This window comes from Shewanella amazonensis SB2B, from assembly GCF_000015245.1.
In the GTDB taxonomy this organism is placed as follows: domain Bacteria; phylum Pseudomonadota; class Gammaproteobacteria; order Enterobacterales; family Shewanellaceae; genus Shewanella; species Shewanella amazonensis.
The window spans coordinates 3,818,657-3,834,805 of sequence record NC_008700.1 but is presented as its reverse complement, the minus strand read 5'-3'; the positions used below and the strand labels follow the sequence as shown (position 1 = coordinate 3,834,805).

The window sequence follows — 16,149 nt, the reverse complement described above, 5'->3', positions numbered from 1 at the left end:
GGGAGGAAGGCAGATGCTGGACTTTTTCAAAACGCGGCCGGATCAGCCCCTGATTGAAGGGACACCGGAAAAAATCCGCTCTATTTATAAAAAATATCAATGGCAGGTGTTCTTGGGACTGGTGCTGGGTTATGCCATGTTCTACGTCGCCCGCATGAGTTTGAACGTCGCAAAAAAACCTATGCTGGACGCCGGCATTGTGACCCTGGATGAACTGGGGATCATAGGCTCGGCATTTTTCTTAACCTATGCCGTGGGTAAGTTCTCCAACGGTTTCCTGTCGGACTACGCCAACATCGGTCGCTTTATGTCGGTGTCGTTGGGTCTGTCGGCCATCACCTGTTTGTTTATGGGTATGAACACCGCCACCTTCTTCTTCATCCTCTTATGGGCGATGAATGGTTGGTTCCAGTCGGTGGGCAGTGCGCCTTCGTGCGTGTCGATTTTCCAGTGGTTCTCGCCTAAACAGCGGGGCTCTGTGTACTCCATCTGGGGCGGCTCTCGCAACATTGGTGAGGGTATCACCTGGATTCTGACTGCCACCGTAGTGAGCTTCTTCGGTTGGAGAGCGGGCTTTGTGGGTGCCGGTATCGCTACCTTTGCTGCGGCCATCGCCATGTACTTCGTGCTCAAAGACAGACCACAAACCTATGGTCTGCCAGAGCCAGCCGTTGCCTATGGTGAAGACGCTGAAATCAAGAAGAAGGTTGACCCCAAGGAAATCCGCCGCGCTCAGCTGTTTATCCTCAAGCAGCCTACCGTGTGGATCATCGCCCTTGCCTGTGCGGCCATGTATATCTCCCGCTATGCCATGAGCTCCTGGGCCGTGCTGTATCTGCAGGAAGAAAAGGGCTACAGCCTGATTGATGCGGGCTTTGCCATGTCGGCTTACCCCATCGCCGGCTTCGCCGGGGCCATTCTGGCCGGGATTATCTCTGACAAGGTGTTTAACGCCAACCGTCACATTCCAACCCTGCTGTACGGTCTGGCCAACATTGCTGGTCTGTGCCTGATGTTCTGGGGCCCTCAAAGTCGGGTGATGGATGCCGTTGCCCTGGGTCTGATTGGTTATGCCATCGGTGGTCTGGTGGTGTTCCTGGCCGGTCTTACCGCCTGTGACCTGATGCCCAAGACTGCCGTGGGCGCGGTGAAAGGCTTTATCGGCCTGTGCTCCTATATCGCCGCCTCTGCCCAGGAAATCGTGTCTGCCTCGCTTATCAAAATTCACGAAGTAGACGGCGTGAAACACTACGACTTCTCCACCGCCCAGTACTTCTGGCTGGCCGCTGCCGTGGTGTCCATGTTCCTCGCCATGAGTGTGTGGAATGCCAAGAAGGTAGTGGATTACTGATAACGGCCGGGCCACCTGCGGGTGGCCCGAAGCAAACCAATCGCGTAAGGAATTTCATTATGTACAAAGCACTTATTGCACTGGCACTGCTTGCTCCCGGCAGCGCTGTACTGGCCGCCGATGCGGATTTTTATGGCCGTATCAACCTGTCGGTGACCGACTCTGACCTGGGCGTAGCCGCCCAAAATGGCAAGGCCGGTACCGTACTGGAAAACAACTCCTCCCGTATTGGGGTAAAAGGCAGCGAAGCCATAGGCGAAGGGCTGGAGGTGTTTTACAAGCTGGAGTTTGGAGTGGATAACTTCGATAACTCAGGCAAAACCTTCAAACCCCGTAACACCTACATTGGGGTGAAAACCGATTTCGGTGCCGTGAGCTTCGGTCGCAACGACAGCGTCTTCAAAACAGCTGAAGGCACTGTTGACGCCTTCAACGGTCTCAACTCAGATATAAACCAGTTGTTGCCAGGGCAAGACCGTTTCGGGGACAGCGTGACCTTCAACTCCCCTAAACTCGGAAAGCTGGTCACCCTGAACGGTACGTACCTCGTCAGTGACAATTATGACAGCAGCAATGCAGCCTATGCCATTTCCGCCACCCTTGGCGACGCCAAACTGAAGAAACAGGACTGGTATCTGGCGTTCGCCTACAACGATGGTCTGAAGAGCATTGAATCCAGTCGTGTTGTAGGGCAAATCAAGCTGGGCGATTTGATGCTGGGCGGCCTGTACCAGCAGAGTGAGCACCAGAGCAAGTCCAACCTGGACGGCAACAGTTATTACGCCAACGTGACCTATAGCATTGGCAAGACCGACCTCAAGCTGGTCTACGGCCACGATGATGCGGGACTTGGAAAGTACGTATCAAACTTCATCAAGTCTCAAACCAGTGGCAGCACGTCTCAAGTGGCGGATGTCGATTTGAACCAGCTGAGTGTGGGTGTTAACCATAAACTGGCCAAGAGCACTCAAATCTATGGTCATTACACCCGCTACGATGGTGATCTGTTGCTCGATGGTGTGAATGTCTCCCTCGATGACGACCTTATCACCCTGGGGATTCGCTACGACTTTTAATCCCTGATTGTTTCCACTGTAACTTCTATCTCAAGCGGGCATTGGCTCGTGATTGCTCCTTCACCCTGGGCAATGGCCGTCGGGCGCCTCTTCACCGACGGCCACTTTTTACCTTGTTTTTCTGTTTGATCATGGCTCATGTCAGGCCGCTGTCGTGACAAGCCCCGCCGCTTTGGTTAAGGTTGGCCAACCCTTTCTATCCGTCAGCCCATATGTCACTCCCCGAGACCCCAACAATCCGCATCGGTATGGCCATGTGGTCCCATCCCGGTTGGAAAACCGTGTTTCCCGGTTTGGATGCCGAAGCGCGGCTGACCGCTTACAGCCGGGTATTTGGCACAGTGGAAGGCAACACCAGCTTTTATGCCCTGCCATCGGCGCAGCAGGTAAGCATTTGGCAAAGGGCGACACCGGAAGACTTTCGTTTTACTTTCAAACTGCCAAGACGCATTACCCACGAGCTTTCACTGCGTAATTGCCGCGAGGAAGTACTGCAGTTTTTTCGGTTGTTTGAGCCTTTGATGGCCAAAACCGGGGTGTGGAAAATCCAGTTGCCGGCCCGTTTCGGCCCTGAATCTTTATCTGTGCTGACACAGTTTCTGTCATTGTTGCCCGAGGGGATTGGTCTTGGCGTTGAGGTACGCCACAGGGCGTTTTTCGCCAAGGGAGAGGCCGAGAAAGACTTCAATCGCCTGTTGATGGACAAGGGCATCAATCGCATCATCATGGATACACGGCCCGTGTTTGCCCTGCCAGCCATCAACGAGGCGATAACCGATGCCCACCAGAAAAAACCACGGGTGCCTGTGCATCCTCTTGCCACGGGGGCCCATCCGGTGGTGCGTTTTATCGCCCAGCCCCATACGCCTGCAGCTTGGGGGCCGGGGGGCAAACCCGCCGACCTTGGCTGCGCCGATAATCTGGCGTTTTTCGCCCCCTGGCTTGGCAAACTGGCCGGTTGGCTGGCCGAAGGTCGCTCTCCTTATCTCTTTATTCATACCCCGGACAACAGCGATGCCCCACTGCTTGCAAGCGAGCTGGCGAAGCAGGTTGCCGCACATCTGCAGGCATTGCACCCCGGACTGCCTATACCTTCGGTGATGCTCGATAGCGCCGAATCTGACGGTGGTCAAATTGGCCTTGGGCTCCAGTAATAAAGTCCGCTCTGACAGAGGTTCCTGCTTTATATTTGTTATAGGGCTCGACAGGTTGGACCTTAAGAGCCCTGACCCTGACCGTCGGGGAACTCAGTGTTTCTGGGGGTAATAATGAAAAATATCATCATCATGGTAATGGCAATGGGCGCATTGTCTGCCTGCACCATCAAGCAGCATGTCGATCCCGTCAATCTCGATACTCAGGCCGCTATCTGCATTGTGGAAAATCCGGATGTGCGGGAAGGATTTTTGCTGGAAATGGAAAAGGTGCTGCGGGAGAAGCAAATCAACTATCGGGTGGTAAAAGAGCTGGATGCCCGGGATGGCTGCGAATGGACGGCCACCTATACAGCCAGCTGGGCATGGGATTTGGCACTGTATCTGGTTTACGCCGAAATCAAAGTTTTTCATGAGGGTAAACTGGATGGTGAGGCCATTTATGATGCCCGCATGGGGGGCGCCAATATGGGTAAGTTTATTGACGCCGAGCCCAAAATCCGTGAACTGGTTGAACAGCTGCTTGCCCACAAGCAATCAGCCGTTACCTTGGGCGGCCCCTGGCATGTGGCGCCCTGATAATCCTGTTTAGCTTGTGAAGCTCACCCCTGGGTGAGCTTCAGTGTTTTTGGAAACAACACATTGTTTTCCAAATGAATATGGCGATGCAGATCCGCTTCAAACTCGGCCAGTGTGTGGTAGCAGATGCGCCAGGTGGTACAGGCATGGGGTGGCGGTGTGAAATCCCCGGTTAACTCTCTCAGTTTTTTAAGCACGTTGCCCGCGTCTTCATGCTCATACTCCATGGCCCTGACCGGATTGCCAATATGACCGAAGCAGCCATTGACCTGTTCACCGGCCGCGAGGGCGCGAATAGCGGGGAAGAGGATTTGCTCTTCTTTGAGCAGATGGGGCATCAGGTCGTCCACCAAGGCCCTTATCCAACCTGCCAGCGGTTTAATCTCGCTGTAGTTTTCGCCATGGGCACGAACCATTTTTGCGGCATATTCCAGCAGCAAGGGGGCCTTTTCCCTCACATAGGTGTGATGGGTAGCCTCAATATAATCAATGAGTTCCGCCAGAGGTAGCTTGTCCAGCTGGTCTTCAGCAGCGCCAGTGGCAGCGCTATGTAACAGCGCCTGCATCACCTCGGATGGGTCAGCGTCAGCCCTGTCGCAGGCTTCTTTGAGGGGACGGCCGCCGCCACAACAAAAATCGATGCCAAAGCGGGAAAACACATGGGCACGCCTGTAGTCCTGCGCTACCAATTCGCCAACCGAACATTCGAGTAAAGCCTGTGAATACATAATGCGCTCCTTTAGCTGCAATCTGTATGCATGTTAAAAATGCGCGCTCGCGGCGGCAATATAAACTTGAGTATTTTGCTGGGTTAATCACAGCATTGGGGCCAATTTATGCCAAAAGGAGTAGCGGTGGCAGCAAACTACCGATGCCCGCATTGCGATTCGAGCGCGAGAACGAGAAAGTGAGAAAGCAAGAGAGAAAGACAGAGAAAGGCAGACAGAGAAAGGCAGACAGAGATAGTGTGCGTGCCCGTGAGCGTACGCGATCGTAAGCGAGTGTGGACGGGCCTGGCGGCGAGGCGGATAACCCATCAGGTTCGCCGGGGCCCTGTCGGCCAGATCGCGGCCGTACAAGGGGTTCACCCGGTGGAGACCTTGTCGATTGTTACAACCGGCTTAGCGTGAAGACACCCGGATATAAACAATCTCGTCACTGTTTTGGCTTGCGGCAGCTGACAGATCTTTAATTGTCACGCTTTCTATCACCCGGTTTTTATCCCGAGAGTGAGAGGCCAAATAGTCATAGGCCTTGTCAGCACCATAGGCATGAGCGAACTGGGCAATGCTCCTGTCGTTGCAGCGAATGCTGTTGGCATGGTAGCGGGGACTGCCGCTGGCTTCGTTGAACTGCATCCGCAGCTTGGTCACCTTATTGCTGCCTGCTGCGACACACATCTGAGTTTCGGGGCTGTTGTCGACGGCGATAAAGCGGTATTCGGTGGCGCCTGCTGTGGCGGTTAATCCCAGCAGTAATGCGGGTATAAATAATATGCGAGCTTTCATAGTTTGTTCCTTCAATGATGACCTATCAAGTTCCTGACCCTGTGGTGGGCGCTGTAGGACTTACCTGTGGGGCTCATCTATAAAGGCATGCTCCACGGCAATTTCACTGTAGAAACTTCCACGGGGAAAAGCTGTAACCGCTTGTAGGAGACTTGTATCCGAATGGAAATTCTGTATGGCTGAATGTCGCTGAGTAAGCGAATGTGTCTATGAATGTCGCCAGAAACAGATTTAACATCTGCGTGGGTGTAAAGTTCGGCGCCAAGCGCATCCGCTTAAGGCGATGCGGTATAAATAAGCACAATACCGCTGGTGTTGTTCACCGGGATTTCAGTCTTGGAGTGATTGCCGACCCGCAGGAAGGGGGGCTGGCGGTGGCAGGGTTAAATCGACCCTGCGCCATTTCAGTGCCTGATTCTCCGGTTCGTTGGCTTCCAGCCAGGCCTTAGTCTGGTCGCACAGCAGCGCACGTTCGGCATGATAAAACGCAAGGCCTTGCAAGTCTTCTCTGTCGGTGTCGGTAAGGCGCCACCTGAGCATATGCCTGGTGGTTTTTCCCCATTGGGGATGAAGACTGGTGTAGGGTGCAAGGTCGCCGCTCAGGGTTGCCATCCAGTTACCGGCTCGGGTGTAAAGCTTAAGCTCGCAGCGTTCGGGAGAGAAGCGCCATTGGCCGCTGCGGGACTTTTTCTCCTGGTAATCGAACGGCGAGGCGGGGTAGGCATCGGGGGCTGTGTTATCACCCATCTTGCCCGCCAGGCTGGGCGAGTATTCCTGAATGAGGTAAAAGCGCCTGTCGCTGGGGACTTCTGAGGTCACGCCGCCGGTCACCGGAAACTCCATGGACAACATCAGTTGCCAGCGATTGGGCAGGGTGGGGGTGTATAAGCTGCCTACAAAACTGACCTTGGCCGAAACAATGCGGTCGCTTATCTCGGGATAATGATTGTCGTTGGGGGCAAAGCGATAACCGCAGCCGCCAAGACTCATTACGAGCAAGACTGTGGCAAGCTGACCCAAATTAAGCTCAGCAGTGACAGCCTGGGCGACGACGCTGACCAACCTCAATCGCGGGCGGCGGGTAAAGGCGGGCAGGATCGGTTCGGCAGCTTTTAACATTGAAACATCCTTATTCAATGGATTGGCGGGCAGAGTGTCGTGCCCGCCGGTGTGCGCCGCCTATCTTATTGAATAATAGAGGTGAATGCCAACCTATGCCTGGACTTTGAGGCCCAGAGATACTCCGGCACCCGCAGCCTGCTCAGAAACGATAGCTTGCAGACAACTCCAGTGAGCGACCAGCCCCCGCCAACGGGGCAAATCCCGCGTCCTTGTTGTTGCGGTAGTCGGCCACGCTGACACCACCCAAAGGCAGCTGATAGTAGTGTCCAAGCAGGTTATTCAGCGCCAGAGTCAGGGTCAGTGATTGCCAGGTGATGCGACTTTCCAGGTTCAGCAGTGAATAGCTGTCGGTGGTATTTTCCAGGCGGCGGCTGTCTACCTCATCCTTGGTGGCAACCCATTGCCATTCGAGCGCTGTTTGCCAGTCACCCAGACGATGGGCCAGCGCCAGGCGGGTTTCAAGGGGCTTGATTTGGTACAAAGGCTCACTGCCGTCTTTGCGCTCGCCCCTCAGGGCGGTGGCTTCGGCCTCGACGCTCCAGCGGCCGCTCTGGCCTTCGCTAAGCCGATAGTTGACGTACAGATTTGCCCCATACAGCCTGGCATCCAGATTGGTGAACTGCAGCAGATTACGGCTGCCATCGGTGCCGCCACGGCTGAAGCTGCCAATTACCTCCACATCGATATAGTCCCGAATGTCGCTGTACCAAGCGGCGGCGCCCAGTTGCATATCCTCCCCGGCATAGCTGTAGGCCAGGCTCAGGGTATGGGCGGTTTCCGGGCGCAGATTGATGTCGCCCACATAGCCATTGCCATCACCAAACCAGCCCACCATGGTGCTGGCCATTACGCCCCGGCCCCAGCTGTAGCGCTCGTACAGGTTAGGGGCACGATTTTTCCGGGCAAGCCCCAGCTCAAGTTGCCAGTTGTCTCCCCCCTGATAACGGGCCAGCACAGTGGCATCAAGCAGCGCATCCGACTGCTTGCGGTAGCTGCTGTTAAAGGTGGATGCCGCTGCGGCATCGGGATTAGGCATGCCCATTACAGGCATGCGGCTATAGGGCTGCACCTCACCCGTGTTGGTGGTCACATATTCAAATCGTACGCCGGATGATAACCACCAACGGGGGCTGAAGTTATGTTGCCACTCGCCATAGAGGGCAACACGGCGGCGCAGCCCATCCTGAATGTTCACATAATCCATGGGACCCATCATCATGGAGCCGGGCACCGCAGGCCAGGTGTCGTCGAGGCGCTGGTTAAAAAACTCATGGCCCCAGAGCCAAACATCGCCGTCACTCTCAGGCAGGCGCCAGGCCAGTTGATAGCTGTAGTCGCTGCCTTCGGTTTCCATGGGCATCTTGCCCGGCTTCTCATCGCTGAAAAAGCCCATCTTGTGCTGTACCAGATGCCAGTTGAGCTGGGCACTGAACTCGCCCTCGCTGGCCAGCTTGCGGTCATAATTAAGCTGTGCCCCATAGCCCTTGTTATCAGTCATATCCATGTATTGGTTGGCAAAACCTTCAAAGGGGATGTACTGATGGGTCAGCTTGAGCGCCAGGGTTTGGCCCTCGTCCTGCCAAGCCGCGAGCCAGCTGTGGTTTTGGGCGCGGAACAGGGTATCTGTGACTCTGTTGCCATGGCCGTCCCGGTAACTTTCGGCATCTTCAAAGGCGCCGCGGTACTCAAAGCTCAAGTCTTTGCTGCTCGCCGAGGCGCTGGCACTATAGGTCTGGCTGTGGCTGATACTGCGCCATCCGGCAGACAGAGAACCCTGTTCCCATTGCACTGAGTCAGACTGGCCGAAGCGGGGCACCAGGCTGCTGACCTTAATCACACCGGCAATATTGTCGCCCCCCAGGCTCACCGGCGAGACGCCTGCCACCACGCTGACGCTGCGGATTTGACTGGCAGACACGTACGACAGGGGCGGGTTCATCTGGTTGGCGCAGGCCGCAGATACGTCAGCGCCATCCACCAGTATCTTGATGCGATCGCCCATCATGCCATTCAGTACCGGCAGCGCGGCCATGCCGCCAGCGGCAGAAAAGTCCACCCCCTGCTTACCGAGGAGACGCTCGGCGCTGCCAAGCTGCTGATGGTCACCGGGCCTTTGGCCTGCGACCTCGAGGTGTTCGATATCGGATAAGGGGGCCTGCATCGCCAGGGAAATACCGGGGAAAGCGCCTAAGGTGACTGACAGAGCAATAAAGAGTTTATTTTTAAGAAACAAAGCATTGTGCATTGGATGGGCCTCGCTGTTGCTGTTGTTTTGGCATGGGCAAAAAGCGCGGCCATTATAGGCAGCAACCTATGTGACCAAGGTGTGGCAAATTGTCGCAGTAACAGTGAAGGCTGAATTAGCAGGCCGTGTCTTGCCTGGGTGCCTCCGGTGCACATAGAAAAGCCCAGTGCTGCATCTCCCACGGCCATAAAGCCTCTATGGGCAGGTTGGCTTGAATAGCCGGGTATCGTCAACGGCATAGCGTGCGACAATTTTTTGACACGCCCCGTTGACAGTATTCTGTTCTGTAATGGATATTGAGGACGCGAGGTTACCACCGAGAATGTGGCAACCTGCACTTATCACTCAGGGAGAATGGCGATGAAAAGAGTTGCACTGGGAGTCGTGCTGTTAACTATGGTGAATTTGCCTGCAGCCATGGCTGCGGTCACCTACGACGAACATGGTGTGGGTTTTGTGGGCAAGGGCGATATTCAGTCTATTTATGATTGGAACAACAGCGACTTGCAGCAAAATGCTGCGCAGTTAAGTTTTCAATTTATTGGTGCGGGTAAGGTGACTTGGCTCTGTGAATGGTGGACAGGCCCGGAGCAAAACCGCAAATATCACACAGTGTCTGAATCGGCGGATGCGATAAGTGCCACTGTGGCCATGGATCCCCGCAAAAATAAGCAGGGACAAATTACCGGCTTTCAGCTTCTGGGGACCGAAGAAAGCGACAGTGACAGCCTTGCCGTGGGTGAGTGTGGCGGTGAAGGGGCTGGCAAACAGCTGGTGGAAGGCAGCATTCAGTACGAAGGCAGTGAAGAGCCTATGTTGCAGGTAAAGTTTGCCGATGGCGACTGGTATGACTTACCGCTGACACTCTGATGCTGAGCCAATGCAGATGACAATACCCGGCATAATTGCCGGGTATTGTATTTTGGGTAGGCGATAACCGCATCACTGATCCAGATCAGGGTAAGTTTGCCGCAATAGGTTAGCTTGGGCTGTATCAGAGTTAACTTATGCTTGCAGAACACTCCATTGGGCTGGTGCTGCAACAGAGGCGGGAAATCACAGATGCGTGATGAGACCCTGATTCGAGTGCTGAAAACCGTGATGCTGATAGGCATCTCGCTCATTCTGCTTGGCGTTTATCTGCATAACTTTAACGATGCCGTCGAAGCTATGGGGGTGAGGGGGATAATCCTCAGCGCCCTGTGTGTGGCCATTGGCATGGCGCTGTCCTTGCCCACCAAGATGTATCTCACCTTTGTGTTTGTTCGCCGCGAGGAGCTGGCAAAACGCCCGGGCAAACAGGCTACAGATAAAGCGACAGACAGGGCCGGGCGCAGAGCATGACTCCCTGAAGAGCCCGGCTCACCGTTTACAGTGACAGCGAGGACAAAAACTTCTCGGTGTCGCCGTTATTGACTTCGTGGTCGGTGTAAATGGCGGTCTGGGTCACCATGGCGTTGTGGAAGCTTATCATCCGCTGGGTGACCAGCTTGTCGTTATAGTCCAGGGTGAATTCGTAGCCGTCGTAACCATCGACCATGATGAAGCGCTTGTCTTTGAGTCTGGCGCCCTTGTTAACGAGGGAGTTCGGGTAATAGTCCCCCAGAGTTACATCCGGGTTTTGTATCACAACCAGGGTGTACTCGCCGGCCGCGTGCCTTGAGCCTTGCCATTCCACTATGTGCCCTTCCACCGATTTGCGCTCTACTGTGGGGGCCTTGGGAAACATCACGCTGATGTTAACTGTGTCCAGCACATAGGATTGCCATACCACTTCAGGCTCGGCCTGTACCTCATAGTGCTTTTGATACAGGTCGTAGCCGCCGTAGGCCAGCGCCCCTATCAAGAGAAGTTTCAAGAGTCCGTTCATGTTTGTTCCTTGTAAAAGCGAAAATCTGGATAAAGGGTTTGCGGGTTGCTGTCGCTATCAAGTGAGTCTATCGATTACTGGTATGTCTTGCATATTAACAATGTGGATGATGCAACCTGAACGCTATTCAACTCAGATCCACGTTGAGTCAGCAAGCAATCAACGTAAATCTGAGTCGATATCACAGCATCAGCGAATTAACGTATCTTTACCCAGTACTTCTTCGTAGTCGGTTATTATCTCTTTCAAAGGTCTGTCTTCTTTGTTGGAGAGCAGTTTATGTGACAGTGCACTGAGCTTGATAAGGATATCTTTACATTCAATGCGTGCAGCCTGAACTTCACAGGAAGTGCCATAAAGGATCTGGGCCATGAGTTCATCACCTTTGGTAACGCTTGATGATGTTAAATTGATATATGTGGCAAAGACAGTATCCCTTATTTGGTCTGCTGTATTATTACTGATGGCATCTTTATAATTTTCTTCTTCGCCACTCGGCACAAAGCTGCTAACCCAAGAAAAATAATCTATATCCAACAGTATCGAAAATGCTCTGTCTTTAAAATCACTGTTGGAAATCAGCGCTTTGATACTGTCTTCTTTCGATAATGTTTGATCGTGAAGGGTTTCATTCACAATATTTTGTAAATCAACATACTCCTTAAGCAGTGCAGACCATCCTGAACCTAATCTGTTATGTATTTGCGCGATCTCCTCGATATCACGGAAAAAGTCTTCTCTGATTTTCTGTCCGTCTTTTATAGAATCGAGCACGGGTAGCAGGGTGTAGCGACGCTTTTGAATCGTTTCGTAATAGTGGTCGGTACCTTCAATAAAGGCCCTTAAGGATTCAAGCTGTGTTTGAATAAAAGGTCTGTTTTTTGCGATGTGTAACGCGAGCTTCGAGAAGTTTATTCCATCGCCCTTATCTGTCAGACGAATATCTATCGGCCGCTCAAACTTGGTGCCATTAAGCACAATCTGACTGAACGCATTTTCAAATTCTTCGAGAATTGATTGAACTTTTGCCAGCGATGAAGCGCGCGCTCTCTCGTTGATACCCACTTCCCGTTCGTTTTTGACCCGACGACGACTTTCAAGCCACCAGGTCGCCAATGCCGTGATAATGGTAACGCTGGTGGCAATATCGAAACCTAATTGCACTTTTTCAGCTAGCAAACTATCAATCATAATTCCATTTCCTTTTCCATTGATAATGGCGATGTTGATAAAATCATTGCATCAGATGCAAGTATCTCATCGAGTTGCCTGCGTTAGTGCATCGTATATTCCGTTGCACCAACCAAGCCCAATTGAGAGACAAAAACAATACAGAGCACACTGAGCTCTCCCGCGAGCAGCGAGGAGATGCCAGGGGGAACCAAAGGAGACTTTCGCAGCAGCACTCCCTCGCTACCTTCACCCGTCCAGAAAGGCGAGCGCCCACATCATCCCTGTGATTGCAGCTTTAAACCTGCAGCGTATAAACCACAAATCAGAAATAGATTACGCATTGTTTTTTAAAATAAAGTTACAGGAGCGTACGATAAAAGTGACATGCGGGCAAGCTGTATACCCCGGCCGATAGCGGCAAACATGGCCGGTGTCACAAAGATAATTTTGCCCCATAGTGAGATGGGGTGAGCGAATGCTGACATTGCGTTTTATAGAGAGTCTTGTATCGGATAAAGTGGCTGTAGATAAAATAGCACCGGTCTATGCGCTCTGTGTCACTCATCCTGGACAAATACGGGGCTGGTTTCGTGGATACTTAGCCCGCCCCACGGCCCCTCTTTCAGCCAGCGGCGGCAGCGTGCATATGGGGGCGAGTGGCTTAAGTTGCTGCCCTACAAAACCGCTGCCGGCCTGACCATTGCGACCGTCTTCACCCTGATGTTTGCTGTGTTTGGCCTCGCCTAAGGATTTGATATGAAGATTGTAATTGCGCCGGATTCATTCAAGGAAAGCCTGAGCGCCATGGAGGTGGCCGATGCTATCGAGGCCGGTTTCAAGCGGGTATTGCCCGATGCCACTTATATAAAGCTGCCGATGGCCGATGGCGGCGAAGGCACAGTGCAATCTCTGGTGGATGCCACTGGCGGCACCATAGTGCCGGTAGAAGTAACAGCGCCGCTGGGCAATAAGGTGGAAGCTTTCTTTGGGCTGCTTGGCAGTGCAAAGGAAAAGGGCGACAGCTGCGTGCGCGCCGTTATCGAGATGGCGGCTGCTTCGGGCTTGCATTTGGTGGCGCCTGAGCTGCGTAATCCGCTGCTGACCTCAAGCTTTGGCACCGGCGAGCTGATATTGGCGGCGCTGGAACGGGGCGTCACCCATCTTATTCTGGGCATTGGCGGCAGCGCCACCAATGATGGCGGCGCGGGTATGATAACGGCCCTTGGCGGCAAGTTGTTGAAAGCCGATGGCAGCCCGATTGCCTTGGGTGGCGGTAGCCTGGCAGAACTCAGTCATATTGATTTAACCGGCCTCGACCCTCGTTTGGCCGGGCTGACCATTGACGTCGCCTGTGATGTGAATAACCCGCTGTGCGGCCCCAAGGGCGCTTCGGCGGTGTTTGGCCCGCAAAAAGGTGCAACTCCGGAGATGGTTACCCTGCTTGATGCCAATCTGGCGCGTTATGCCAATTGCATTGAGAGCACTTTGGGCAAGCCAGTCAAAGACATCCCCGGCGCAGGTGCTGCAGGCGGTATGGGCGCAGCGCTGGTGGGGTTACTTGGCGCCGAGCTTAAGCCCGGCATCCAGATTGTGATTGAGGCGCTGAAACTTGCCGATGCACTGGCCGATGCAGACTTGGTTATCACAGGCGAGGGCTGTATTGACAGCCAGACCATTCATGGCAAAACCCCCATAGGTGTTGCCAGCTGCGCTAAGCAGTTTGGCAAGCCGGTGATTGGCATAGCAGGTTGCCTCAGCGACGATTGCGGCGTGGTGCACGAGCATGGTTTGGATGCCGTATTTGCCGTGGTTAACCGGGCCATGACGTTGCCGGAAGCGCTTGCCACCGCTGGCACCAATATTGAGCAAACCGCCCGCAACGTCGCGGCGCTGTATTGCTTATCCCGCTAAGCTCTCTGCTCGCGGCCAGTGCTAACCACCGGCCGCGGGTTCACCCCCAGTGCCAGCCCGGTCATTTCGGCAATGGACTATTTCATTGCGGTAACGCCTTTTCTGTCACCCAAATTTATCCATGAAAAGTGTGTGGTTAAAGATGCTTTCCAACTACACTTAAGGCTATGGCATGGGGTGATTTTTCGAGGTGCAGGCCGCTTACGGCTGGCTCGTATGTGCCCACGCTTGCTACTGAAGTCCTTGACTAAGGAGGCGTTATGTTACTGAAAAATATTGCGCTGATACTGCTGCTGGGTACGGGCATGGTCGTGAGCGGCTGCAGTCGTCAGGTCAGTTATCAAAACGATGTGCTGCCCATACTGCAGGGCGCCTGTTTCAGTTGCCATGTGGCGGGTGAAGGAGCACAAAATGCGGGCTTAATCCTGAGCAGCCATAGCAGCATGATGGCAGGCACCAAGATGGGGCCTGTGATAGTGCCCGGCAGCGCCGCATCCAGTACCCTGTATCTGGTTATTTCCCACAATGTGGACCCAAAAATTCAGATGCCGCCCCACCACTCAGACAAAATGGCCCAGGGGGAAGGTAAGCCCTTAAGCCAGGAGCAGATAGATACCATTAAGCTGTGGATAGACCAGGGCGCCAACAATAACTGAGCCCAGGCTCATCGACACTATCAAGGCGAAGCAGACAAAAGCTGGGGCGAGAGCCCCTGCTTTTTTTGGTTTGTCTGGTCTAAATAGCTTCTATTGCAGCAGCTATTTCAGTCGTAATCGCAGCGGTCAAAAAAAAGCCCGGTAAGAATACCGGGCCCTCTTCAACAGTATGTTAATCCCGAGGGATTAGTTCATGCCGTACTTTTTCAGCTTCTTGCGCAGGGTGCCACGGTTGATACCCAGCATGTTGGCTGCGCGGGTTTGGTTGCCGCGGGTGTGTTGCATGATGATATCAAGCAGAGGGGCTTCAACTTCGCAAAGCACCATTTCGTAGACTTCCTGGGCTTCCTGGCCATCCAGCTGGGCGAAGAAGTTGCTAACAGCGCGCTTAACGGCATCACGCAGCAGTTGCGGCTTGATGGTGCCGTTTGCGGTTTCGATTTTGCCTACGGTAAGCGGATGAGCTTCAGTGTGAGTTGTCTGATCAAACATTCGTATTCTGCTCTTTATTGATACTGTACTAATTCGTCGAAATAACGTTCCACAGCGGAACGTTGCTCGGCAGCGGTTTCCAGCGCATTAAACTGGGAACGGAAATCACGCTGCTCATCTTGATCCAGGTACCAGCCCATATGCTTTCTGGCGAAACGGATTCCCTTGAATTCGCCATACAGGTCATACAGTTTGGAGAGATGTTCGAGCATCACACGACGCTTTTCTTCATCTCCCACCGGTGCCAGTTGCTCCCCGGTATCGAGAAAATGCTGGATCTCTCTGAAAATCCAAGGCCGTCCCTGGGCACCCCGTCCTATCATCAGGGCATCGGCACCGGTGTAGTCCAGCACGAAACGTGCTTTCTCCGGACTGACGATGTCCCCATTGGCGACAACAGGAATCGAGACACTCTGTTTGATGGCGCGGATGGTGTCGTACTCGGCATTGCCTTTGTACATGCACTGACGGGTACGGCCGTGAACGGCCAACGAGGCAATGCCACAATCTTCTGCTATCCGGGCGATTTGAACACCATTCCTGTGTTCCGGTTCCCACCCCGTGCGAATCTTCAGCGTGACCGGCACCTCGACTGCGCCTACCACAGCCCTGAGGATTTGCTCCACCAGGTCGGGGTATTGCATCAGTGCCGAGCCGGCCTGCTTTTTATTCACTTTTTTTGCCGGGCAGCCCATGTTGATGTCGATGATCTGTGCGCCTTGCTCCACGTTGAAGCGGGCGGCCCAGGCCATCTGTTCGGGGTCGGCACCGGCAATCTGCACTGAGCGTATGCCTTCCTCTCCCGAATGTGCCATGCGCTGACGGCTTTTGTCTGTATCCCAGAGTTCAGGATTGGCAGACAACATCTCTGACACGGCCATGGCAGCACCATAGCGCAGACAGAGATTTCTGAACGCCTGATCGGTGACACCTGCCATTGGTGCCACGATCAGCTGATTGGTCAGTTGATAGGGTCCAATTTGCATTGTTGCGTTTCACCTTGTGCGTCAAA

The 16,149-nt window shown here is 53.8% G+C and carries 16 protein-coding genes; 8 read left to right on the top strand and 8 right to left on the bottom strand.

The genetic code is table 11. The features are described from left to right. The first annotated feature begins 13 nt into the window (after positions 1-13). The 4 genes from SAMA_RS16870 (at position 14) to SAMA_RS16855 (ending at position 4,160) form a co-directional block, all read left to right on the top strand. The gene (locus SAMA_RS16870; RefSeq protein ID WP_011761347.1) at positions 14-1,351 is read left to right on the top strand and encodes an MFS transporter; all 1,338 of its coding nucleotides are present in this window, start codon (positions 14-16) and stop codon (positions 1,349-1,351) included. Between the two features lie 59 nt (positions 1,352-1,410). Beyond that, entirely contained in the window at positions 1,411-2,427 is a 1,017-nt protein-coding gene (locus tag SAMA_RS16865) for a porin (RefSeq protein WP_011761346.1), read from the top strand. A gap of 254 nt (positions 2,428-2,681) precedes the next feature. Beyond that, positions 2,682-3,581, top strand: a complete 900-nt coding sequence (locus SAMA_RS16860) for a DUF72 domain-containing protein (protein ID WP_049758041.1) — start codon at positions 2,682-2,684, stop codon at positions 3,579-3,581. A 114-nt stretch (positions 3,582-3,695) separates the two neighbouring features. After that, complete coding sequence (locus SAMA_RS16855) at positions 3,696-4,160, top strand: Sbal_3080 family lipoprotein (protein WP_011761344.1); 465 nt, start codon at positions 3,696-3,698, stop codon at positions 4,158-4,160. Between the two features lie 23 nt (positions 4,161-4,183). Here the strand turns inward: SAMA_RS16855 and ric are convergent, their stop codons facing one another. The 4 genes from ric to SAMA_RS16835 all read right to left on the bottom strand — a co-directional run bounded on the left by ric (position 4,184) and on the right by SAMA_RS16835 (position 9,035). Continuing rightward, positions 4,184-4,888: an iron-sulfur cluster repair di-iron protein gene (gene ric / locus SAMA_RS16850; protein ID WP_011761343.1), complete on the bottom strand. Its 705-nt coding sequence runs from the start codon at positions 4,886-4,888 to the stop codon at positions 4,184-4,186. Between the two features lie 393 nt (positions 4,889-5,281). Further along, the gene (locus tag SAMA_RS16845) at positions 5,282-5,668 is read right to left on the bottom strand and encodes a DUF3718 domain-containing protein (protein ID WP_011761342.1); all 387 of its coding nucleotides are present in this window, start codon (positions 5,666-5,668) and stop codon (positions 5,282-5,284) included. Positions 5,669-5,998: 330 nt separating this feature from the next. Continuing rightward, entirely contained in the window at positions 5,999-6,787 is a 789-nt protein-coding gene (locus tag SAMA_RS16840) for a hypothetical protein (protein WP_011761341.1), read from the bottom strand. 142 nt (positions 6,788-6,929) lie between these two features. Then, positions 6,930-9,035 (bottom strand): TonB-dependent receptor plug domain-containing protein, encoded by a 2,106-nt coding sequence (locus SAMA_RS16835; protein WP_011761340.1) that lies wholly within the window; start codon positions 9,033-9,035, stop codon positions 6,930-6,932. 360 nt (positions 9,036-9,395) lie between these two features. Between SAMA_RS16835 and SAMA_RS16830 the strand changes: the two genes are divergently transcribed. Continuing rightward, positions 9,396-9,905, top strand: coding sequence for a hypothetical protein (locus SAMA_RS16830; protein WP_011761339.1), 510 nt, complete (start codon positions 9,396-9,398; stop codon positions 9,903-9,905). Between the two features lie 192 nt (positions 9,906-10,097). After that, on the top strand, positions 10,098-10,379 hold the full coding sequence (locus tag SAMA_RS16825; RefSeq protein ID WP_011761338.1) for a hypothetical protein: 282 nt from the start codon (positions 10,098-10,100) through the stop codon (positions 10,377-10,379). A gap of 25 nt (positions 10,380-10,404) precedes the next feature. Here the strand turns inward: SAMA_RS16825 and SAMA_RS16820 are convergent, their stop codons facing one another. After that, positions 10,405-10,905, bottom strand: coding sequence for a hypothetical protein (locus SAMA_RS16820; RefSeq protein ID WP_011761337.1), 501 nt, complete (start codon positions 10,903-10,905; stop codon positions 10,405-10,407). Positions 10,906-11,094: 189 nt separating this feature from the next. Beyond that, positions 11,095-12,096, bottom strand: coding sequence for a hypothetical protein (locus tag SAMA_RS16815; protein WP_011761336.1), 1,002 nt, complete (start codon positions 12,094-12,096; stop codon positions 11,095-11,097). A 738-nt stretch (positions 12,097-12,834) separates the two neighbouring features. Here SAMA_RS16815 and SAMA_RS16810 point away from each other — a divergent pair. Further along, positions 12,835-13,989, top strand: a complete 1,155-nt coding sequence (locus SAMA_RS16810) for a glycerate kinase (protein ID WP_011761335.1) — start codon at positions 12,835-12,837, stop codon at positions 13,987-13,989. A gap of 260 nt (positions 13,990-14,249) precedes the next feature. Then, on the top strand, positions 14,250-14,645 hold the full coding sequence (locus tag SAMA_RS16805) for a c-type cytochrome domain-containing protein (RefSeq protein ID WP_011761334.1): 396 nt from the start codon (positions 14,250-14,252) through the stop codon (positions 14,643-14,645). A 186-nt stretch (positions 14,646-14,831) separates the two neighbouring features. Here SAMA_RS16805 and fis read toward each other — a convergent pair whose 3' ends face one another. After that, positions 14,832-15,137 (bottom strand): DNA-binding transcriptional regulator Fis, encoded by a 306-nt coding sequence (gene fis, locus SAMA_RS16800; protein WP_011761333.1) that lies wholly within the window; start codon positions 15,135-15,137, stop codon positions 14,832-14,834. A 14-nt stretch (positions 15,138-15,151) separates the two neighbouring features. After that, on the bottom strand, positions 15,152-16,123 hold the full coding sequence (dusB, locus tag SAMA_RS16795) for a tRNA dihydrouridine synthase DusB (protein ID WP_011761332.1): 972 nt from the start codon (positions 16,121-16,123) through the stop codon (positions 15,152-15,154). Between the last annotated feature and the right edge of the window lie 26 nt (positions 16,124-16,149).